The 23,042-nt window shown below is 37.9% G+C and carries 19 protein-coding genes; 5 read left to right on the top strand and 14 right to left on the bottom strand.

The annotated features are described in order from the left end of the window. Window positions 1-36 precede the first annotated feature (36 nt). Window positions 37-1,068, bottom strand: coding sequence for a VanW family protein (locus M3610_RS15995; RefSeq protein ID WP_251460555.1), 1,032 nt, complete (start codon window positions 1,066-1,068; stop codon window positions 37-39). 356 nt (window positions 1,069-1,424) lie between these two features. Here M3610_RS15995 and M3610_RS15990 point away from each other — a divergent pair, with 356 nt between their 5' ends. Then, a complete protein-coding gene (locus M3610_RS15990; protein ID WP_251460553.1) occupies window positions 1,425-2,567 on the top strand; it encodes a polysaccharide deacetylase family protein in 1,143 nt (380 codons plus the stop codon). A gap of 58 nt (window positions 2,568-2,625) precedes the next feature. Here the strand turns inward: M3610_RS15990 and aspA are convergent, their stop codons facing one another. Both aspA and M3610_RS15980 read right to left on the bottom strand, forming a co-directional pair. Then, entirely contained in the window at window positions 2,626-4,044 is a 1,419-nt protein-coding gene (gene aspA / locus M3610_RS15985) for an aspartate ammonia-lyase (RefSeq protein WP_251460550.1), read from the bottom strand. A 208-nt stretch (window positions 4,045-4,252) separates the two neighbouring features. Next, window positions 4,253-4,675, bottom strand: a complete 423-nt coding sequence (locus M3610_RS15980) for a MarR family winged helix-turn-helix transcriptional regulator (RefSeq protein ID WP_098575240.1) — start codon at window positions 4,673-4,675, stop codon at window positions 4,253-4,255. Between the two features lie 198 nt (window positions 4,676-4,873). On the opposite strand from M3610_RS15980, the gene M3610_RS15975 reads away from it, so the two are divergent. Next, on the top strand, window positions 4,874-6,118 hold the full coding sequence (locus M3610_RS15975) for an MFS transporter (RefSeq protein WP_251460549.1): 1,245 nt from the start codon (window positions 4,874-4,876) through the stop codon (window positions 6,116-6,118). A gap of 43 nt (window positions 6,119-6,161) precedes the next feature. Here M3610_RS15975 and M3610_RS15970 read toward each other — a convergent pair whose 3' ends face one another. The 9 genes from M3610_RS15970 to M3610_RS15935 form a co-directional block, all read right to left on the bottom strand. Further along, window positions 6,162-7,046, bottom strand: coding sequence for a YitT family protein (locus tag M3610_RS15970; protein ID WP_098575502.1), 885 nt, complete (start codon window positions 7,044-7,046; stop codon window positions 6,162-6,164). A gap of 198 nt (window positions 7,047-7,244) precedes the next feature. Further along, window positions 7,245-7,973, bottom strand: a complete 729-nt coding sequence (locus M3610_RS15965) for a sirohydrochlorin chelatase (protein WP_251460546.1) — start codon at window positions 7,971-7,973, stop codon at window positions 7,245-7,247. Window positions 7,974-8,068: 95 nt separating this feature from the next. Further along, window positions 8,069-8,668, bottom strand: coding sequence for an adenylyl-sulfate kinase (gene cysC, locus M3610_RS15960; RefSeq protein ID WP_251460543.1), 600 nt, complete (start codon window positions 8,666-8,668; stop codon window positions 8,069-8,071). A 15-nt stretch (window positions 8,669-8,683) separates the two neighbouring features. After that, the gene (sat, locus tag M3610_RS15955; protein ID WP_251460540.1) at window positions 8,684-9,832 is read right to left on the bottom strand and encodes a sulfate adenylyltransferase; all 1,149 of its coding nucleotides are present in this window, start codon (window positions 9,830-9,832) and stop codon (window positions 8,684-8,686) included. Window positions 9,833-9,943: 111 nt separating this feature from the next. Continuing rightward, window positions 9,944-10,657: a phosphoadenylyl-sulfate reductase gene (locus M3610_RS15950; RefSeq protein WP_251460538.1), complete on the bottom strand. Its 714-nt coding sequence runs from the start codon at window positions 10,655-10,657 to the stop codon at window positions 9,944-9,946. Next, entirely contained in the window at window positions 10,654-10,719 is a 66-nt protein-coding gene (locus M3610_RS28515) for a DUF2292 domain-containing protein (protein WP_373561726.1), read from the bottom strand. Before M3610_RS28515 ends, M3610_RS15950 begins: the two co-directional genes overlap by 4 nt. Before the next feature lie 191 nt (window positions 10,720-10,910). Next, window positions 10,911-12,947, bottom strand: a complete 2,037-nt coding sequence (locus M3610_RS15945) for a YhgE/Pip domain-containing protein (protein WP_251460536.1) — start codon at window positions 12,945-12,947, stop codon at window positions 10,911-10,913. Window positions 12,948-13,070: 123 nt separating this feature from the next. Beyond that, window positions 13,071-15,020, bottom strand: a complete 1,950-nt coding sequence (gene ltaS / locus M3610_RS15940; protein WP_251460533.1) for a lipoteichoic acid synthase — start codon at window positions 15,018-15,020, stop codon at window positions 13,071-13,073. Window positions 15,021-15,282: 262 nt separating this feature from the next. Further along, window positions 15,283-18,441 carry an efflux RND transporter permease subunit gene (locus M3610_RS15935; protein WP_251460530.1) on the bottom strand — a complete coding sequence of 1,053 codons (3,159 nt, stop codon included), beginning with the start codon at window positions 18,439-18,441 and terminating at the stop codon, window positions 15,283-15,285. Between the two features lie 153 nt (window positions 18,442-18,594). Here M3610_RS15935 and M3610_RS15930 point away from each other — a divergent pair, with 153 nt between their 5' ends. Next, the gene (locus tag M3610_RS15930) at window positions 18,595-19,455 is read left to right on the top strand and encodes a TetR/AcrR family transcriptional regulator (RefSeq protein WP_251460527.1); all 861 of its coding nucleotides are present in this window, start codon (window positions 18,595-18,597) and stop codon (window positions 19,453-19,455) included. A gap of 110 nt (window positions 19,456-19,565) precedes the next feature. Further along, window positions 19,566-21,170, top strand: a complete 1,605-nt coding sequence (locus tag M3610_RS15925) for an MDR family MFS transporter (RefSeq protein ID WP_251460526.1) — start codon at window positions 19,566-19,568, stop codon at window positions 21,168-21,170. Between the two features lie 42 nt (window positions 21,171-21,212). Here the strand turns inward: M3610_RS15925 and splB are convergent, their stop codons facing one another. Together splB and M3610_RS15915 are read right to left on the bottom strand one after the other, a co-directional pair. Continuing rightward, window positions 21,213-22,241 (bottom strand): spore photoproduct lyase, encoded by a 1,029-nt coding sequence (splB, locus tag M3610_RS15920; protein ID WP_098575230.1) that lies wholly within the window; start codon window positions 22,239-22,241, stop codon window positions 21,213-21,215. Continuing rightward, window positions 22,234-22,482, bottom strand: coding sequence for a transcriptional regulator SplA domain-containing protein (locus tag M3610_RS15915; protein ID WP_251460523.1), 249 nt, complete (start codon window positions 22,480-22,482; stop codon window positions 22,234-22,236). The genes splB and M3610_RS15915 overlap by 8 nt, the downstream gene beginning before the upstream one ends. Before the next feature lie 188 nt (window positions 22,483-22,670). On the opposite strand from M3610_RS15915, the gene M3610_RS15910 reads away from it, so the two are divergent. Further along, window positions 22,671-23,006, top strand: coding sequence for a hypothetical protein (locus M3610_RS15910; RefSeq protein ID WP_251460521.1), 336 nt, complete (start codon window positions 22,671-22,673; stop codon window positions 23,004-23,006). Window positions 23,007-23,042: the final 36 nt, after the last annotated feature.

The raw sequence follows: 23,042 nt of genomic DNA, 5'->3' as shown, positions 1-23,042 counted from the left end.
GATTTTTTTGATTTCATACCTTTATCATTTGGCTACTTAGATTCGTTTCTTAAGTTGACTTTGATACGTTTTTGACGTCCTAACTTCAACAGTTAGTGAACCTCCATTTACGGTCGCTTTTAAAATTAAAGGCACACCCGTAGTATTTTTAAATCTAAAATCTTTACCCCCATATGAAACTGTCGCATCTCTTCCTTTTGGCACGTAACCTACCGTTAAAGAATGGTGGTGTTTTTCGATGTACTGGACGGCTAATTGATCGATCGCATTATATAAAGTAGAAGAAGTTTGACATATGCCCCCGCCATACCCTTCAACCAACTTACCGTAATTTATTTCCGGTGCTTTTTGGTAACCGTGTTCAGCATCACTCGGGCCAACTGTTGTATTATATGAAAAAGAATCATTAGTCCCAAGGATGACGTTATTTATTGCCTCTGCTGAGAGTTTAATATTTTTAGTTCGTCCCACCGTCCCACTATTAAAATGGGTCGTATATGAGGCGACTACTACGTCATCTAATTGGGAAGCCTCATCAGCCTGATACCCGCTTGCATTCACATATAATGGCAATTCCACATTGCCGCCTTTTTCTGAAACCAACATGATCTTATCCGCCAATTCTTCTTCATCAAGAATTTGTTGAGGGGTCCCTTTGATGATATTCCCTTCTTCATCAAGTTTATCAAGAATCATTCGTTTGTCGTAGCCAGGCTTTGATTGGGTTCCTCGAGCTAGTTCTCTTGTCAATTTTGATATTTCGACTTTATAATTGTCAGGATTCGTTATGTATTCTAAATCCTTTGTATTAAAAGTTTTTACGATGTCTTTTGTGTTTGGATCCACAATATTTACATATACAGGTCTTGCTTCTTCCCTTTTTCGTTCTTCTTCCCGTTTCTTTGCTTCAGCCAGCTTCTTTTCTTCTTGTAACTTCTTCTCTTTTTCAATTTGTTGTTGCTTTTCCGCTGCCTTTGCCTCTTTTACTTTTGCGGTTTGTCCAGAACACCCAGCGCCAATTAAACACACCGCTGCCAATAGTGATATTACCCAATTACGCTTCGCCATTTTCTCCCACTTTACTCCTTTTTGTATAGCCTTATGCCCTTTTATATTGTTAGACGATATTCAAGGGGATATGTTTCATATGACTCTCCTATTCTATTCCATTTTTTATGCCAATGTCCTGCTAAAAAATTGGAAATCCTTATATAAAAAAGGAGATTAAATTGATGTTCGGGATTTGTTAAGCTTTTTTTAAAAGGTACGTAGCAACTAAGCCCAAATTCTCATATGGTATTATTAAAGCAGAAATTAATTTAATATCAATACTCCTTTAGTCCTCAATTTACTCCATCAAATGATTCCTTGCAAACAAAATGATTCTGCTCCCTAGCCATAATGGAAATTAAGGGGGACATACCATGAGAGAAATCTTAATTTTAATTAGCATTTTATTATTTGCTGTATCTCTAGTTTTAGGCTTAGTATCTCAGGTCCATCGAAAAAGCGGAAAAGGAATTTATTATTCTCTAGCCACAATCTGTCTAGTATGCGTTTTTTTCTTATTGTTTTTTCAAAACTGGAACATTGCTGGCCTTTGGAGTGGTGAACCTGTCGATCCCCCTAAAACGGAGTCACCTATATGGCCTGGACAAAATAATGATGGTAAGGACCCTGCTGATGAGGAACACTCCCCATCCGTGGAGCCTGAGGAAGAAGAACCAAATGACCCTCAACCCACTACTCCTGAACAAATTATTCTGGGTGATAATGAAATAGTTGAATACAAAGTGGTTAAGGGAGATACTTTATTTTCCATTGCCACTAGGGCCGAAGTGACGGTGGAAAAAATAAAGCAATGGAATAATCTATCCTCCGATGCCATCTTTGTAGATCAAATCTTAAAGCTTTATGGAAAGAATGTGGAGCCGGCTCCACCTAAGCAGGACCCTCCACCGACAACAGCTTCCTCTGTTATTATTTCAGAGGGAAGCCCTCAGCAAAAACAGATCTCATTTACCTTTGATGCTGGGAGTGATGCCGCAGGGATAAGAATATTGGATGTCCTTAAAAAGTATAAGGTCAAAGCTACGTTCTTCCTTACAGGTAAGTGGGTTGAGAAGTATCCTAGCCTTGCCAAGAAAATTGTCGAAGAAGGACATGAAATTGGTAACCATTCCTACTCTCATCCTGATGCCGTAAAAACAACTGCCAATGCGTTAAAACAGGATATCATCAAAGCAGAGGAAGCTATTATGGAGGCAACAGGAAAATCTCCACAGCCCTATTTTCGTTTTCCTTTCGGGTCGTACAATTCTACCGCTCTCAAAACTGTTGGTGCAGCGGGATATCCCTTTAGCATCCAGTGGTCACTTGATACAATTGATTGGAAACAGCCAGCCACTGAAGTCATCATTTCCCGTATAAAAAGTGGAGCAAGCAACGGTGATATCGTCCTTATGCATATCGGAGGAATAAATACACCGGAAGCCGTCGACCAAGTCATTCCATGGCTAAAGGCCCAAGGCTACCAACTCGTCCCTTTAAGCGTTCTATTAAAATAAAAAATGGTGCCTGACACCCCAATGGGTGTCAGGCACCAAATAGATTTAAATCTAAATATTAATCTCTATCTAGGAGGGCTGCCCCAGATATTCCAGGCTTGGTCATTTCATATATGTTTAAAATCAGATCTAATTCTTCTTCAGTAAGGACATCATATTTTAAGCATAGTTCACGAACCGATTTCCCAGTTACAGTTGCCTCTCTGGCGATTCTTGCTGCAACTTCATAGCCGAGATGCGGGTTTACTGCCGTTATTATGCCGACACTCTTTTCGACATTCTCTCTTAAGCGTGCCTCATTAGCCTCGATACCTACTAAACAATGGTCGGTAAATGAACGAAAGCCGTTGTTCATAATGCTAATTGATTGAAGTAAATTAAATACCAATACCGGTTCCATTACGTTCAATTCAAGTTGCCCTGCTTCTGACGCAAGACAAATGGTATGGTCATTCCCAATCACTTGGAAGGCAATCTGATTAATTAACTCTGGCATGACAGGATTCACTTTTCCTGGCATAATCGATGAACCTGGCTGACGTGCGGGCAGTGAGATCTCACCTAAGCCAGCACGGGGACCCGAAGCCATTAACCGGAGGTCATTGGCGATTTTTGACATATTCATCATACATACTTTAAGGGCAGCTGAAACTTCAGTATATGCATCCGTATTCTGCGTGGCGTCAACTAAATGTTCAGCATTGACCAATGGAAGCCCACTAATGTCCGCCAGTTCTTTAACAACATCTTCGATATATTGAGGGTCTGCATTTAAACCTGTTCCAACCGCAGTAGCTCCCATGTTCACTTCATACAAATTTTCACGGGATTGGTTAATTCGCTTTATATCCCGTTCTAGCACACGGGAATATGCTTCAAACTCTTGGCCAAGGCGAATAGGAACAGCATCTTGGAGATGGGTACGACCCATTTTAATTACCGTTTCAAAATGCTTTGCTTTTTCTTTAAATACCTTATGCATATCTTTCATCGTCATAATTAACTTTTCTAATACTCTTAGTGTGGCAATATGAATGGCAGTTGGAAAAACATCATTTGTGGATTGCGACATATTGACATGCGTATTGGGACTTAAATGCAAATAAGCACCTTTTTCATATCCAAGCAACTCAAGTCCACGGTTGGCAATCACTTCGTTTGCATTCATATTCATGGAGGTCCCAGCCCCACCTTGGATTGGGTCTACAATGAACTGATTGTTCCATTTCCCTGCAATAATTTCATCTGCTGCTTGGCAAATTACATCCCCAAGTCCACTATACAAACGCTTCGTTCTCGTGTTTGCAATCGCTGCAGCTTTTTTAATCATCGCAAGAGCAATAATTAATTCTTCATGAATTCGATAACCTGTGATTGGAAAATTTTCAACTGCCCTTAGTGTCTGAATACCGTAGTAAGCATTTACTGGTATTTCCTTTTCTCCTAAGAAGTCTTTTTCGGTTCTTGTAGTTTCCATGATTACCTCTCCCACCCTTTATAAAAAACTCTTGATGTGTAAGTGTTACTCACACCAAAATAATAACAGTTAAAACAACCTTTGTCTCTCTTTTCACTGTAATTACTCTGTTAATATAAAAATATCCGTAAAAAAAAGAGGTTGATCAAAAAAAGTCTATCATAACTTTTGAGATCAACCTCTTTTTTCAATTAACTCGAAATAACTATTATTTAAAAGACCGATTGAATTTTTCCAAAAGTACCCCGAATAATTCACGTTCCTCATCCGACCAATCTTCTAGTAGTTCAGCAACTCTCTTCAAGCGTGCCTGTTGATAATCAAATAATTCCGTTGCACCCAGTTCAGTTAATTGAAGAGAATAAGCTCGACCATCCAATGGATCGGGAATTCGATATAAATATTCTTTATGTTCTAGAGCGGCTGCCTGTCTACTGACTGTAGAAATATCCAGATTAAATTCATCTGCTAATACTTTTACTCCGACAGCACCCTTTTCATTAATTCTTCGTAGGATTAAATAGGCCGATCGATCAAGATTCCCCAATTTCTTATTACTTGAAATTGACGTGGTTCGGCGGATCAGAATGGCTAATTCAAGCTCGATTAATTCTAAAGAATGTCCATGCATTTACTTTTCTACCTCACTGTTATTTCCTCATATAAATTATGATAACATACTCACATTCTCATTTGTAAGGAAACACTATTTAACTGATATGGCAAAAGCACTATTGACGTAGTGGAAATTGATTGTATAATACAATCATATACTTTCATCATACAACTAATTCAAGAAGATGGAAAGAATCACATAGGGGGAAATTTAATGGCATCATCACCAAAAACTAATACCGCACCACCTCAACAAAGACAGTTTAAACCCAATGAAAAGGCAGGTTTACTTAGCCAGCCAAAAGCAGTTTGGGCCGTTTTTTTTGCAAGCATTATAGCGTTCATGGGGTTGGGTTTAGTTGATCCTATTTTGCCGGCAATTGCCGAACAACTTCATGCCTCACATAGTGAAGTTACCTTGCTGTTCACTAGTTATAATGCAGTTATGGCGGTTGCCATGCTTATTACTGGGGTGATTTCTACAAGGCTGGGCATCAAATGGACGTTATTGTCAGGAATTGTGATCATTGCAGTCTTTTCAGCACTCGGAGGATTTTCAAACGGGATTTGGACCCTGGTTGGACTTCGAGGCGGATGGGGACTCGGAAATGCACTTTTTGTAGCAACAGCTTTATCAGCCATTGTTTCACTATCAAATAGTGGAACTGCAAAAGCGATTATCTTATATGAAGCAGCAATCGGTCTTGGTATTTCTGTTGGCCCCTTACTTGGCGGATGGCTTGGTGGAATATCTTGGCGAGGCCCATTTCTTGGAGTAGCCGCATTAATGATTATTGCCTTTTTTGGTCTCTTTATTTTAATGCCAAAGTCTACCACACCAACTGGCGTAAAATCACGTTCTTCGTTAATGGATCCATTCCGCGCCTTAAAACATCGTTCACTTTTAGTCTTCGGTATTGCAGCGGCACTTTATAACTTCGGCTTCTTCACTTTGCTTGCATATGCACCATTTGTTATGGGCTTGGATGAGCACGGATTAGGATTTGTCTTCCTTGGCTGGGGAGTTTTACTAGCTATTACATCAGTTTTTATGGCTCCAAAAATGACTGAATGGTTTGGAACCATAAAATCAATGTGTTTGATGTTAATATTATTCGCCCTGCTTTTGGTGGTTATGGGAATATGGACATCCACTCAATGGGTCATCATTGCAGCTGTTATTTTAGCCGGCGCCTTATTAGGTAATAACAATACTCTAATTACCACAGCCGTAATGAATGCCGCTCCAGTTGAACGATCAACGGCTTCTGCTGCCTATAGCTTCCTTCGATTTATTGGAGGTGCGATAGCCCCATTTACGGCAGGTAAACTTTCCGAAATCTATAACCCAAGTGTACCATTTATAGTTGGAGGCGGGTTTGTGGTTGTTTCGGTCCTATTTATTTGGGCTAATAAAAAACATATTAATCATGTAGATAATATCGGAATTGGCCATTAATATATAAAAGGATCTGTGAAAGAATCGCAGATCCTTATTTTCATTAGTGAATATCTTTTTTCTTAAATCGGCCTCCACGAACTTCTGAAATGTCACCAATCGCTAAAAATGCGTTCGGGTCAATATCCTGAACAATCGTATTTAATTTTGACTCTTCCAACCTCGTAATAATACTGAAGATGACCTTCTTACTATCACCAGTGAAAGCACCTTGCCCATTAATATAGGTTACTCCCCTTCCAAGTCTTGCATTGATTGCATTTCCAATTTCTTCTGCATCGTCACTGATAATCCACACTGATTTGGATTCTTCCAGACCGGCTACAACGGTATCAATAGCTTTGGACGCAATTACATAAGCTAGCAAGGAATACATGGCACGGTCCCAACTAAACACAAAACCTGCTGCACCTAATATAAAAATATTAATAAACATGATAATTTGCCCAACAGAAAATGGAACTTTTTTGGTAATCAAAAGTGCCAGTATTTCCGTTCCATCTAAGGCCCCACCATTGCGGATGACGACCCCTACCCCTGTCCCAAGAATCATACCGCCAAAAACGGTGGCGAGGAGAATGTCATCTGTAAATGCCGGAATGGGATGAAAAAATGAAGTGAAAATTGATAAAACAATAATTCCATACACGGTTGATATAGCGAAGGTTTTTCCCATCTGCTTATATCCCATATAAACAAATGGCAGGTTTAAGATGAGGAGGAAAATCCCTAGTTTCCATCCTGTGATATGCGCAAGCATAATAGAAATACCTGTAATTCCACCATCAATAACATGGTTTGGAACTAGAAATATTTCTAACCCTGTTGCCATTAAGATTGCTCCTATGGTGATGGCGATTGCTCGGAGTACAATTTTCCTTAAAGGTAACTTTCGGTGTTGAACTTTTTCTTGTATAAGTTCTGTCACATCATCACATCTTTTCATAAAAATTTTCCAGTAATTATTTCAATAAAATGTGAAAAATCTATATTTATTGGTTAATTATATCACTTTTTCACCAAAAGATGAACTCAAGTTCATCTTTTAATAATTTACTTTGTTAATCTACCCTTTTTTTCCAAAAAAATAGCTAAAATCCTAAGATTTTAGCAAAAGTAAATAAATTTATGCCCCTTCTGTTGCACGTTCAGTGATAATATCTTCAATGACACGATGTTTACTTAGTTGACCGGTGTGAATGATCTGCTGACCTAATTTACGTTTCATCGATACCATTTGGTCCACTTCCTTTAAAAGAAGGCCGGAAAATAATAAATAAGGAATCACAATGATTTTTCCAGTCGCATTTTTTGAAATGGTCTCAAGACCTTCTGGAAGTCTCGGCTCAGTTGCTGCTAAATAACAAACTTGAATATTCTCTATTCCAAGTCGTTTACTAATCCCTCTAGCAATGTCGGCAAAGGCTGTGTGAATACTCTTGTCACTACTTCCCCTACCGACAATTAGAATCGAATCTTTAGGTGTTAGATCGGTGACCGTTTCCTTAACCATCTCAGCAATCCCATCGAGAATTTTTCCTTGAACCCCAAATGGATCTCTTATCTTTACATTGATGGTAGGATAGCGCTCGATAAGAGAAGAAAGAGCTTGTGGAATATCTTCTTTAATATGACCAGCAGCCAATAAAAATAAGGGAACGACAGTTATCTCTGTCGCTCCCCTTTCTACACAGTGCAGAAAGCCCTCTTCAATACCTGGCTTGGTCAACTCGAGAAAACAGACTTCCTGAATTTCAACATTTATTCGTTCCATCACTCTATGAATAAAAGATTTAGCTTCTTCAGCTCCCTCTTTTGAACGTGTACCATGGCCAATGTATAGAATTGCTTTCACCCTCACTGCTCCTTCCTTGCTTCCCTTACTATCCTTTACCATTTAAGACATTACCATACTTACCTCTTAAACGAGAGAAGGAACCACCGAATCTTTTAGAGAATGTTCTTCTCTTTTAGATAAGCAAATACTTGTTCCACCGCTTCTTCAACTGTTACTTGATCTGAATGAAGAGTAATCTCTGGTTGTTCTGGTGCTTCGTACGGTGAGTCAATTCCGGTGAAATCCTTAATCTCCCCGCGGCGCGCTTTCGCATACAGCTGCTTTGGATCTCTACGTTCACATTCTTCAATCGGGCATTGCACAAAGACTTCAATAAATTCACCGTCTTCGAACAAAGCACGGACTTGGTCACGATCAGAACGGAATGGAGAAATAAAAGCAGTTGTCACTACTTTGCCACTGTCGACAAACAATTTGGCCACTTCGCCAATTCTTCTTATATTTTCAGTACGATCAAAATCGGAAAAGCCAAGATCTTTATTTAATCCGTGGCGAATATTATCTCCATCTAGAACATATTCACTGATTCCCTGGCGGAATAATTCGTTAGATACCGCATTAGCGATTGTTGATTTCCCAGACCCTGAGAGTCCAGTAAACCAAAGAGCACAACTTCCATGCCCATTTCTTTCACGTCGATTTTCTTTTGAAATAGATGTTTCATGCCATGTAATATTTGTTGGTTTAGCCATAGATTTAATTCCTCCTTACACGGTAGCTGTTTCTTTCATTCCTTCAATCAGTACTTCAACAACCTCTTTACGGCTAAAGGTTGATGGTGGCAATACGCCTGCGCGAAGCATCTCTCTTACTTTTGTTCCGGAAAGGATTACTCTGTCTTCCTTGCTATGCGGGCAAGTTTTATCAGAAGCCATTCCTTCACATTTGTTGCAATAGAAGCTATGTTCAAAGAACAATGGCTTAATACCAAGCTCTTCTTCTGTAAAATTACTAAAAATGTGTTGGGCATCGTATGTTCCGTAATAGTTACCAACACCAGCATGGTCACGGCCAACAATAAAGTGAGTGCAGCCAAAATTCTTACGAGCAAGTGCATGGAAAATAGCTTCCCTTGGACCTGCATATCTCATTGCTGCTGGGTACACACCTAACTGTGCGCGCTCCTTAGGATAATAATTATCTAGTAACACGCGGTAGCTTTTTAGACGAACATCTGCTGGGACGTCATCTGACTTCGTTTCACCAACTAGAGGGTTTACAAACAATCCATCAACAGTCTCAAGAGCCGCTTTTTGAATGTATTCATGGGCGCGATGAATCGGATTTCTAGTTTGGAATCCTACAACTGTCTTCCAGCCTTTTTCTTCGAAAATAGCACGTGTTTCCTTTGGTTCAAACCATACGTCACCAAATACACCTTTTTCTGATTTCTTAACTAAGACGATTTCACCTGCCACATAGACTGGACCTCTTTCATAAAGGCGTTTCACACCTGGGTGGGCAGTTTCTCCCGTTTTATATACTTCAACTGCTTCTTTATCTAGGTCAGGTTCATACCATTCTGAAACCTTAATCACTCCATAAACTTCGTTATTATAAGTAAGTTTGAATTCCTCACCTACAACGAGTGATCCAGCTACCTCGTAAGAAACTGGAAGTGTAACAGGGATGGACCATATGGTATTGTCTGCTAAACGCATATTGTTAACAACAGATTCATAATCCGCTTTTCCTAGAAAACCTTTTAAAGGACTAAATAAACCAATTCCGATTAATTCGAGGTCACTTAAGGCAATCGCATCAATTTCTAATTCTTTTATTACTGAAGTTAGATCGTAATTAGGGTCAAACGCTTGAATAAGTTTTCCTCCATGAGGTTTTGGTAAGTATGACATTTTTAATCAACCTTTCATTAAAGTTTTAGATTCATGTTAGTATCGATTAACTTGAAGATGATTTCCCATTCCTCCCCAATGATCTCAGGTAATGGGAAGTGGCTCTCTTTATTACGAGTGCAATCCACACTCGGTTTTACTGCTGCCTGACCAACGTCCAGCACGAGAATCACCATTGGTTCCTACCGCTTGGGTGCAAGGGAAGCAGCCAATACTTGGATAGTTTTGGTCATGCAATTGGTTATAAGGGAGGTCCTTTTCCTTGATGTACTCCCAAACCTCATCCCAGGTCCAATGAATGAGCGGGCAAATTTTAATATTTTGGAATTTTTCATCCTTATTTAAGAATTGAGTATCCTTTCTTGTTGGAGACTGCTCCCTGCGCAGACCTGAAATCCATGCCTCTCTTGGGGTTAGCGCCTCACGTAAAGGAATAACCTTTCTGATTTGGCAGCATTGATTAGGTTCCCTTTTCCATAAGGCAGAACCGTATTCCGCTGCTTGTTCATCTAAACTCAATTTAGGAGTTTTCCGCTCAATTTGAAGCTCCGGAAAACGTGCTTCTATTTTATCGATTACCTCATACGTCTCTGGAAAGTGAAGTCCTGTATCTAAAAAAACGATGTGCGCATCTTTTTTAACTTGATAAATTAAATCAATTAATACAATGGCTTCGGCACCAAAACTGGAGGCATAGACAATTTTTTCTTCAGGATACTGGCTGTATGCCCATTCTAAAACAGCACGTGCACCCTTTGTCTGGTCCTCTACGGAAAAAGTATCCGAAATTTGATTCCAGTTTTCATATGTCACTGCTTTTGTCATTCCTGTGGACCTCCTTGTTGAATTACTAGAGTAATAGATCCATATTTTAATGGATCGAGTATGAGCTTAAAATGTCCTTGTATTTATTATTTAAATTTAATCCTACCATACGCATAGGAATTGTCAAGTTGATTTATTACAATATTTTAAAAAGTATTAACGAAGGCTAAGGGATACATTTGTTTACTCGATAAATAAACAAAGCAGACATGATTACATGTCTGCGAAATCCTACTTATTTCCTAGAAACCCCCTATGGAATAATCCTCGTTGTCCTTGCCTTTTCAGCTGTTTTTTGAATCTGTTTACTTAAAGGTTTCTTTAACATCAATGCTAAAAGTAAGCTCAACGCAATAAAGATAACAAGCGCGAACAAATCTTTTATCACGACCTCGACAATCATGCCGCCTACTGTTTCACGAAGCATACTCACGGCATAGGTAAATGGCATATAAGGGTTGATCGTTTGAAAAAATGATGAGGTCAAGCTCACAGGAAATGTTGCACCAGAACTTGAGATTTGCAGAACCAAGAAAATAATCGCTAATCCTTTTCCAATATTGCCAAACACCGAACATAAGGAATAAGTGATTGTAACAAATACCATGCTGATAAACATACAAAATACCACAAACCAGAGTTTGTCAACCGCATATGTATGAATGAAAAACAAGTCGCCAAGGGACACAATCACAGCCTGGAAGATTCCGATAGTAAGAAAGGTAATAAGCCTTCCTAAAAAAAGCTGGTACCCTTTAAAGCTAGGGCCAGGATTATCAACATCTACTTTTAGTGAGGCAATTAATAATGTCGCACCAACCCAAAGAGCTAGCATCGTATAAAATGGTGTCATCGCCGATCCATAGTTTGGAATTGGAAAAAGCCGCTTTGTTTTTAATAAGATCGGATTCGAAAGGAAATTACTTTCTTTTTGCGGATCATGCTTTAGAAATTCGATTAAGTCATACATATTTACACTGCTTTCAAAGCTTCTAATTTTATCGGCAGCATTCCTTATGCTTGACTCAAATCCCGGTAAATCGTTGCGTGCTAAGTCCGCTGCTTTGTGGACATACTTCACAAAGGCATAAAACCTCGTTCTAAATAAATCAGCCGCTTTTCGAATGTCATTCTCTAAAGATGGTAAATCCGTTCGCACAAAATCAGCAGCGCGATGGATTTTTTGCTCACTATTCGCAAAATCACTTTTAAAAAAATTAGCAGCTGTATTAGTTGCTTTTGTCAATTTATCAACTTTCTCAAGCAGCTCTGCCTGTGTTTCCACTATATTTCCATGAATTTTTACAAGTTCTTTGTAAATTCTGTTAACCTCTTCTTGTTCTCCTTTGGACTCAGTCTGCGATACAGAAGCTCCCTTCATTTGTTCAAGTGATTGTAGAAGCATGTTTTCTATTTCTGATAGATTGGTTGCAGTATCAGTAATGAGTTCCTTTGCTCTCTGTAAACTAGAAATTTTCTCTTGAAGGGTAATCACTTTAGCTCCTGTTTCTTTGATAAGCGGTAACCGGTCCTCAATCTTTAAAATACTGTCTGCTGCCTTTTCTATCTCTGGGATCCTCTGCTCCAATTCAATTACTTTCTGTCCCTTTGCTTGGATTTCTGGTAACTTCTTTTCTAGTTCAATCGCCGCTTTCCCCACCTTTTCTATTTCAGGCAACGCTTTTTCTAATGCAAAGATCTGCTTTTCCACATTATGTATGGATGGCAATTCTTGCTCCAATTCAATTCCGGCTCTATAAAACCCCTTGAAAATAGCTTCACTTACTATTTTTATAAAAGCTTGGCTAATTTGAGCGGTTACACTTGAGGCTCCTGAACTTACGATTTTCGGAGCTACAGCATTTATTTTTTCATTTACCGTAAACTCGATTTCTGGTTTTTGGGGATTTACCTCTAAAATACTGGATAACTTTCTCGAAAAATCCTTAGGAATGATGAGATAGGCATAATAAAGTCCCCTCTCCACTCCACTTTCTGCTTCAGTGCGATTAACAAAGACCCAGCCAAGTTGATGATTCTTTTTAAGATTCTTGACGGTATCGTTACCGACATTTATTTTTTTCCCGCGTATTTCGGTTCCTTCATCTTCGTTACTAACAGCCACACGAATCCCAGATGTATTACTATACGGGTCCCACATTGACTTTATGTTCACCCAAGCATAAGCCGACGGCAGAACGATAAGTGCACCTATTAACAACACTACAGTAGGCACGCGAAAGATATTTTTCCAATCAGTTTTATATATGCGCCAAACCTTCCCGATCATAATCCCCCCTATATAGACTTCCTGCTGCCTATATCTTTTCACCTTTTGAAAATAATGATGCAAGCGGAATGTGTTTGTCGAGAAGAACAAAAAAACCGCCTGAGGATTTCCTCAGGCAGTTTACTATTTAGAAACGACATTTTCATCTTTATTATAGTTATATTGTGATCGGTCGACTGTAGTAAAGTTTGCAGGTTTGTAAAAACGTAATAAATCTCCATTTACGACTTTATCTGAAAGCTTTAATTTATATTCGACGATCTTTTGATCTTTTTTGGCTTCTTCCGTTTTTGTTTCATCCAATTTCAGACCCGTTTTAGAATCATAGAACTTTCCATCAATAGAAGTGATGGTTGAACTTACAAAATCACCATTTCTGAACGGCACTAAATCATCATGCTGTTTAGATAATAAGTCGGTTCCAAATTGGACATACTCTTTTGTGTCTGTACCTAGCAAGTGAAGTAGGGTTGGAAGAAGATCGATTTGGCCGCCATATTCGTGGTTTACTCCACCTTCCATTCCAGGGACACGAATGAATAATGGTACACGCTGTAAACCAGTACTTTCAAATGGGGTGATTTCCTTTCCAATTACCTGCTCCATAGCTTTATTATGATTTTCAGAAATTCCATAATGGTCACCATACATAACAATGATCGAACGATCATATAAACCTGATTTTTTGAGATAATCAAAGAATTGCTTCAAGGCTTCGTCCGCATATCGTGCGGTTTGAAAATATCCATCGACAGATTTATCACCTGTTGTACCTGGTGCAATCGTAGCATCCTCTTGATTAATTGGATACGGATAATGATTCGATACAGTAATAAATTTTGTATAGAATGGCTCTGGTAATGATTCCAAAAGTGGAATCGATTGTTCATAAAATGGTTTATCCATTAGCCCGTACTCAGCTAGATCTTTAGAATTGATTTGATAATAGTTTGAATCAAAGAACTTGTTGTAGCCAAATGATTTATAAATTTCATTACGATTCCAGAAGCTTCCTGAATTCCCATGGAACACCGCAGAAGTGTAACCTTGCTGACCTAAAATGGCAGGAGCTGCCTCATAGGTATTTAGCCCTTTTGTTGTATAAGCTGAACCTTGTGATAATCCATATAATGAATTTTCTAACATAAATTCAGCATCCGATGTTTTACCTTGTCCTGTTTGATGGAAGAAGTTATCAAAGTAAAGGGTATTTTGATCCTTCGTTAAAGAATTTAAAAATGGAGTGACTTCTTCCCCGTGCAACTTATAATTAATTAAGAAATTTTGCGTTGATTCAAGATGTAAATAAATTACATTCATTCCTTTTCCAGCCCCAAAGTAAGCTGGATTTGGCTCTGCATAATTAGACTTTGTATAGTTTACAACTTCAGTAGTATCATCGCTGCTGGCCATAACTCTTTGAGCGGATGCTTTCGTACTTTGAACAGCATCATAAATAGTGTAATTGTACATTCCTAAATATTTTACGATATAGTTTCTATCGAATCCTCTTGTAAGTAATTGAGGACGGTCTGTTTCAGCTAAAGCTAAGTTCACACTTGAAATCGCAAGTGCCATTGAAAATAGTGCTGCAACTTTCCCGCGATTCATATCCTTGACTTCTATTTTCACAAATCGGAAAACAAGTAAACCAAATAACACAATGACATCAAGAAAGAATAATAAATCGTATGGCTTCAATAAGGAAGTGACACTGCCGCTTACATCGCCAAAGTTTTGAGTCTGCGTTAAGGTTGGCAAGGTAATAAAATCACTAAAGAATCGGTAAAATAAAACATTTGCATATAAAAGGAATGATAAGAGAAAATCTATAACCATTAGCCCTATATACTTTTTTCTACCCTTTAAAAAGAATGATACGCCCAAGAATAGTAAAGCAGATCCGAGCGGATTGATAAATAATAGAAACTTCTGAAGAGAATTTTCAATTCCTAAGTCAAATTGCGTTAATTGAACGATATACGTTTTTATCCATAAGAAAAATACTGTCAAAAAGAAAAAGCCAACATATTTATTAAAAATACTTTGACCTCTTTGCAATAAGTTAATCATAAAGCACCTACCTTGTTATCTATGATTATAAACTTTTAATTATTATTTTTATATTAATGAAGGACTACTGCCCTCAATGATCCAGTATCTATGTTAACAGCTAAATATGAACAATCCATGAACATTTAATAAAAAAAAAAAAAATGACCAGCACAAGAACATTACTATACTCTCTTTTTTTGAAATGTCAAGGTTCTAAAAAAAATAACAGCAGCTGAATGTTATTTTAACATAGAATCAGCTGCTGTTTATTTTCGTTCCGTTATACTGCTTTCTCTTCTAGGTTACTCTCTTTTCGCTTCATTTTCATAAGCGTTTCATAAACAATCGGTACAATAACTAAGGTAAGCAGCGTCGAACTTGTTAATCCACCGATGACTGTCACACCTAATCCTTTTGAAATAAGCCCGCTTCCTTCCATTCCGAAAGCTAATGGAATAAGTGCACCAATGGTCGCAATGGCTGTCATTAGAATAGGACGCAGGCGTGTCCCAGCCGCCTCAAGAATCGCTTCTCTTGTAGATAACCCATCATTCTCTTTATGAATGACACGGTCAATTAATACAATCGCGTTCGTTACAACAATACCAATTAACATCAACGCACCGATCATTGCAGATACACTTAATGTTTCACCAGAGATCAACAAACCTAATAATCCTCCGATGATGGTAAACGGTAATGAGAATAGGATCGCTAATGGAGCTAATCCTCCTCCAAATGTAATAACAAGTACTAAATAAACTATCGCAATCGCTGCAAGCATGGCTAATCCTAACTGTGTAAAGGATTCTGCAATATCCTCTGATACCCCGCCAATCGAAACATCTACCGTTGAAGGAAGTTTTAGTTTATCTACCTTCTTTTGAACCGCGGCAGAAACTTTTGAAACATCTTTTGTCGTAATTTCAGCACTTACACTTGCATAAATACGGCCATCACGTCTGGTGATCGTATCCGATGTATGCCCCTTCTTAATATCAATAACATCCTTTATTGGGACTGCCATACCCATCTGAGATTGAATCGTTTTATCGGTTAAATCATTAATATTTTCAAAATCATCTTTTTCTACATCTAAATAGACATTCAATTCTCTGCCATCATTTTGAATGGTTGTCAATACTTGACGCTGGCCATTACCTGCAAGTTCCATCCCTAGTTGCGCTGCGGTAAGTCCGAGTTGGCTTAACTTTTTCTGATCAGCGACAAGGGTATACTCTTCATAGGTATCAGCAATACTAGTTTTCACATTTTTAAGAGTGTCTTTACTTTTAAAAATTTTCTCTATCTTATTTATAACAGGTTCAATTTCATCCATATTGTCACCATACACATTAAATGAAAGTGCATTTGATGATCCCATACCTGAAAAGTCCTGACTTGCCCATTCTCCCTTGTCATTTCGTTGGTTTAGATCGTTAATTACATTTTCAGTTTCTTTTGAGAAGTTTTTGGTGTCTTTATCATATTCAACAAAAAACATGGCCGAATTGCTTTGTCCTGGATTCATTGGGTTTTCTCCGCCCACGGAAAACTGAATAGTTTTTACTCCGTCTCTGTTCCCAAAAAATTCTTCCGCATCGGTTGCAATCCGTTCCACTTCATCCAAGGTTTCTCCTGGTGCTGGTTTATAAGTGGCCACAACCATTTTTTGTTCATCAGATGGAAGGAAACTTACCCCAATCACCGGTACTAGGAACAAACTGCCAACTAATAATAAAATCGCTAATCCAAAGGTAATGATTTTATGGTTCAAAGACCAGTTAAGAAGCTTTTTATAGCCTGAAGCTAATCTGCCTGGTTTATTTTCAACATGTGTTTGCTTAACTGATACGCCTTTTTTAAATAAAGAGTGAGCCATCATTGGAACAATAGTAATCGCTACTAAAAGAGATGCTAATAAAGCAAAAACAATGGTTAATGCGAATGGTAGAAACATCTCGCCTACTGGTCCTTTAACTAAACCTAATGGAAGAAACACAGCAATCGTTACCACAGTGGATGAAAAAATCGGCATGAACATTTCTCTTGTGGCAGCAACAATTAAGTCTTTCCCACTTAAGGTTTCATTATTAAGAGACATCCTTCTAAAGATGTTTTCGATGACAACAATCGAATCATCAATTACACGGCCTATTGCAACAGTCATTGCGCCAAGGGTCATCATATTAAGAGTAATATTCATTTGTTTTAAAAGTAACATCGCAATTAATATGGATAATGGGATAGAAATAACCGATATGATGGTAGTCCGGAAATTTCTTAAGAAAAGCAAGATGATAATCATGGCAAATATTGCACCGAAAATGGCTTTATTCAGCATGGTTGCAACGGATTCTTCGATTGGCTTGCCCTGATCAAAAATCGTAGTAACATTTAACCCATCAATCTTATCTTCAAAATCACCTAATTTATCTTTAACAGCGTTCACCACATCCACTGTATTTGCGTCCTGTGTGCTTGTAATCTGTACTCCGATGGACTCTTTGCCATTTGTTCTTGAAATTGATTCTGCCTTCCCTACTATCTTAATGGTGGCAATATCTTTTAGTTCAACACTAGGAATCGCAGGAGAAGCTTGAGCCGATTGGGTGGCTTGGCCAGCAGGAATACCTGTTTGTTGGCCCTGGTTTTGTTGGCTGGCTGCTGTACCTTGCTGCGCTGTGCCTGCTGATGAGATAACGGGAATTTTGATCGCTTTTAAGTCTTTTATTGTAGAAACATTCCCATCAATGACAACGGACTTTTGCGTATCTTTAAATGTGTACAATCCTAGTGGAATGGTAACATCCGATGCTTTGATTATATTCTTTACCGTATCTTCTGATAAGTTATATTGCTTTAATTTAGACTCATTAAATTTCAATTGAACTTCGTCAACCTGCTGCCCTGAAATTTGAACGGTTGATACTCCTTCAATGCCTTCAAGTTCTGGAATAATATCCTCTTCGGCTGTTTTAGTTAATTCTGCCAAAGATTGTTTAGTATTTGTAATACTTAATGACATAACCGGGAAGGCAGAAAAACTCAATCGTGAGACTTCTGGCTCCTCTACCCCTTCAGGAAGTTCAAGATTGCTTAAGGCTTCCTTTATTTCATTTTGAGCCTTTTCCATATCCTTATCAAAATTATATTCTATTTGGATAGACGAAGCGTTTTGAAAGGAAGAGGAACTAACAACCGAAACCCCATCTAAATTTTCGACTCGTTTTTCAATCGGTTCCGTAACTTTCTCAGCTACCTGCTCGGGTGTCGCCCCAGGATACACTGCCAAAACTGAAACAAGCGGTGTATTAATATTTGGAATGGTTTCTAGTTTCATGTTCATTCCTGAATACAATCCAGCAATTGTAATAATAATGGTTAATAGCCATACAGCAAACTTGTTCTTCAATGAAAACTGAATGATTTTCTTCATTTTTCTCTCCTTCTTATACCATGTTGACATTTCAATTTGATTCGAATAGGATTGACTATGCGGTCATAACAAATTTAATCATACTGACCGGCCAGTCATAAGTCAAGAATTATACGTTCCTACTTAGGAACAGCTATTAATGGAGGGTTTTTTTTGACAGAAAAGGAGAAAGTAATTATTCAATCAGGGATGAAGCTTTTTGCTCAAAAAGGTTTTTCATCGACATCGATCCAAGAGATTGCTACTGAAAGTAATATTTCTAAAGGGGCTTTCTATTTACATTTTAAGTCAAAAGATGATTTATTACTCTCGATACTGGAATATATTTTTGAGACAATAGAATCTAGCAGGTTAGTTTTTGAAAACCAGGATATATCCCCGCGAGAAAAATTCATCAAACAAATCACTGCATTTTTCAGAACATTTATTGGTCATAAAGAATTTATGATAATGCTCTCCAAAGAACAAGCAATCCCAAGGAATGAAGAAATCAAAAAACTTTTTTTCAAAAAACGTTTTGACTCTCATTTATTACATCGCAAAGGATTAGTTTCAATGTATGGTCAAAAGATTGAGCCTTATTCGATTGATTTAGCCCTGATTCTAGAAGGATTGTTTCAAACATATGTGGGATTAATGATGCTTGAGCCTGCTGAGTTTGAGATTGAGAAACTATCCCATTATTTAATGAAAAGGATGGATAGTATCGTAAAAGACATTTCAAGTGATGAACCCTTCTTGACCGAAGAAAAGATGGGGAATATTATAAAAAATTCGAAACAATTTTTCGAATCCGCCAATGTAAATAATATTATCAAAAACTTAAGAAAAAAAATTAATCTGATGGAAAATAGAGAAGTATTAGAAATCTCATTAGACGTTCTTGAAGAGGAAGTACACAAAAAAAGTCCTCGTATTCCAGTCATCAAAGGAATGCTTTCCAATTTTAAAGGAATAGAAACACTAGACCCATTCACTAAGGAAATGGCTGATTTTTATGGATTTGAATTATAAAGGAAATCTTTAGTAGCTTTCCTTTTCTACGTAAATATTGACTGACCGGACAGTAATATTGTATATTTTATGACGGAACTTTTTTAATAACATCTAGATAGGAGAAAAATATGGCAATAGAAGATAAACGGATTAATACCAGATTAGTTATAACCGGTTTAATTATCGGGATGTTTTTCAGTGCATTAGAACAAACAATTGTCGGAACGGCCATGCCGACGATTATTTCAGAATTAAATGGCTTTACTATTTTTGCATGGGTTACGACGGCCTATATGATTACATCGACAACAATTGTACCCATTGTTGGAAAACTGTCCGACTTGTATGGGAGAAGATTCCTTTATTTACTTGGAACAATCATCTTTATTGTTGGTTCTGGATTGTGTGCAACTGCCACATCTATGGAACAGTTAGTAATCTATCGAGGGCTTCAAGGGATTGGCGGCGGGATGATTATGCCACTGTCTCAAACCATTATTGGGGACATCTTTACAGCTGAGCAACGAGCTAAATGGCAAGGTATTTTTGGCGGACTCTTTGGGTTAAGTTCAGTCATTGGCCCTTTCTTAGGTGGAATAATTGTTGATAGTATTAGCTGGCACTGGATTTTCTTGATTAACGTACCTTTCGGGCTACTTTCTGCAATTTTAATCTTTATGGGATTAAAGCATGAAACTACCGCAGTTAAAGGAAAAGTGAATATTGATTATTGGGGAATTATCACATTAATTCCTGCCATTGTCTTATTATTACTTGGCTTAACATATGGCGGGGATAAATTTGAATGGACCTCACCTATTTCTTTCCTTATTTTCGGAGGTTCGATTTTGCTTCTTATCGTTTTCGGCTTAATTGAGAGAAAAGCAGTAGAACCGATTTTGGATCTTTCATTCTTTAAAAATCGAACGTTTGCAACGATGAATGCGCTAGGATTTTTGCTGGGTTTAGGCATGTTTGGAGCGATTATGTTCGTTCCAATGTACATGCAAGGAATTCTTGGTGTATCACCAACACAGGCTGGATCCACCATGACTCCTATGATGATTGCGATGATTGCGGCAAGTATAGTTGGCGGGCAATTATTACTTAGATTTAGCTTCCGTTCTGTACTAACAGCAGGCATGCTTCTTGGTGCTTTAGGATTCTTTTTAATGAGTACAATGGGTATCGATTCAAACGAATACACTGCCTATGCCTACATGGTAGTTCTTGGCTTAGGAATGGGCTTAGTTATGCCAACATTAATGATTGCAATCCAAAATGAATTTCCAAAATCCCAACTTGGAACTGTAACATCCGCCTCCACCTTCTTCCGATCAATAGGTGGTACAATTGGAATTACGATTTTAAATTCAATCATGAACCATACACTGAAAGGTGAAATGGTAAGTGTTGCTAATGATGCTGAAAATCCAATTACACATAAAGCATTAACAGCCCTTTCTGAAAAAACAGATTCATTATTCAGTTTGCTGCTCAATCCGAGCCTATTAAAAATGCCAAAAGACATTCAAAATAGCGTAATTCATGGAATTCAAATTGCTTGGTCCGATTCTTTTTCTACGGTTTTCTTGACAGGACTAGTCTTTATAGCAATTGGAGTCTTTGTAGCATTGGCAGTTGGCAAAGGTCGGATTAAAAGGGATAACGAATTAACAGATGGTAGTGAACAATCAATCTCATCGTTTAAACCAGACCCAACGGAATCATAAAAATCCATAATAATAAGAGGGATTCCCCGGAATCCCTCTTTTCTATGTGAAATATTCTATTTTTGCCTGCGGGAAATAGGTGTTAATATATCCACCTAATGTATCCTTTATATCTTCTTGTTCTTCATTGGTATAGACAAATTTACCGATACCGTAACGCCCCCATTTCCATTTCCTCTTTGTCTCATCAAGTTCTAGTTTTGTCATCGGATAATTTTTTTGAATGACACGCTTCGCTGGTTTTGTAAACCGATGCTGAATCATTTCAAAGGTTAAATCTTTTTTAGCAGACTCCGGCAATTCAGCTTCCAGCTTTTCTAACATTTCTTTATACCCTTCTTTCCACCCTTCATGCAGATAAATCGGAGCTATAATGAAGCCTAACGGAAACCCGGCTCCGGCAATCTTTCCTGCAGCTTCGATTCGTTCTGGTAGTCTCGATGTACCCGGTTCAAAATTCTTAATGATATAATCATCGTTTACACTAAAGCGAAAGCGGGTTTTCCCATTATGCTTTGCATCAAGTAAATGATCTACATGGGCGAATTTAGTTACAAAACGAAGTTTACCATATTCCGATTGTCCAAAAAACTCAATGGCTTTTTTTAATGTATGAGTAAGATGGTCTACACCAACAATATCTGATGTACAGGATGCTTCGAACCTAGTAGGTTCTGGCGCACGTTCTTTCATATAATTATCAGCAGCTTCGAAGATATCTTCCAGATTCACATAGGTTCGAATATAGGGTTTACTTCCCATGGTTGTCTGTAAGTAACAATAATGACAATGTCCCATACAGCCGGTTACAAATGGAATTGCGTATTCTGCAGAAGGTTTAGACGTATCAAACTTTAACGTTTTACGAACTCCTACCACGAGCGTCGATTTTGCGGTCCGATATTTTTGAAAATCATTATCACCAGGTAAATTTCGAATTTGATTATGTGATGTTGTTTCCCTAATTTCAATCCCCATATTCTCAAATTTTGCTATTAATTCTTTGCCAAGCGGGTACTCAAGTGCGCTTGGCTCAACATAGACGAGCTGCGGAACAAAGGGTTTAACCATAATACCCCTCCATCTCTGTTAATCCAAACGCATCTTGATAGGCATATTCAGCTTCCTCCGCAGATGAATAAACCGCCACTTCCTCTGTTAGAGGATAATACGTTTCGTAAACAAACAGTGAAAGTTCATCCGGGTTCTCAGGATTCTGAACAACCGCTGCTTGTTGAACATTTGCCACATCTTGAGCATGTGGATTCCGAATGATAATATAGACGACCTGTCCTGGTTGATATGAAGTCATTTATTCACCTAATCCTTTCAAAGCTAAGTTTTTACTATTGATATTATTCTCCAGAGAAGATTTTTAAGTGGCATGAAATATTTCCATTTAAAACATGGAACAACCACTCTAGGTGATTAAGTATAACTTTAGTCCGTTAAGGGAAATTTAAATTTACGTTTGTAAATCATAATTAGGGGATGCTGTTAATGGCAATTTTTGTTTATCAGACATTTGAGATTAAACAAGATAAATTTAAAGAAGGTATTGAAAATTTAAAAGAAATTAAGACTTTCCGAAATGAAAATTATGATCATAATGTTGATATTTTAACACCTGTTTCCGGTGAAGATCATACATACGCCCTTCTTAGCAAATATGAAGGCCTGGCTGAGATGGAATTACAAAACAAAAAGATGTTTGAGGATGAAGAATACTTAAAACTGATAGGTGACTTTTTTCTCCAAAATATTGTTCAAGGCAGTTTATATACCCAAATTTATCGTGCCCTTACTGAGAAAAAAACAGACAAGAAACAATCCTAGTTATCTAAGATTTAATTATATTAAAAAAACACGACT

This window comes from Neobacillus sp. MER 74 (genome assembly GCF_023714155.1).
Note: the sequence above shows the minus strand (reverse complement) of the source record. Positions and strands in the feature narration are given on the sequence as shown.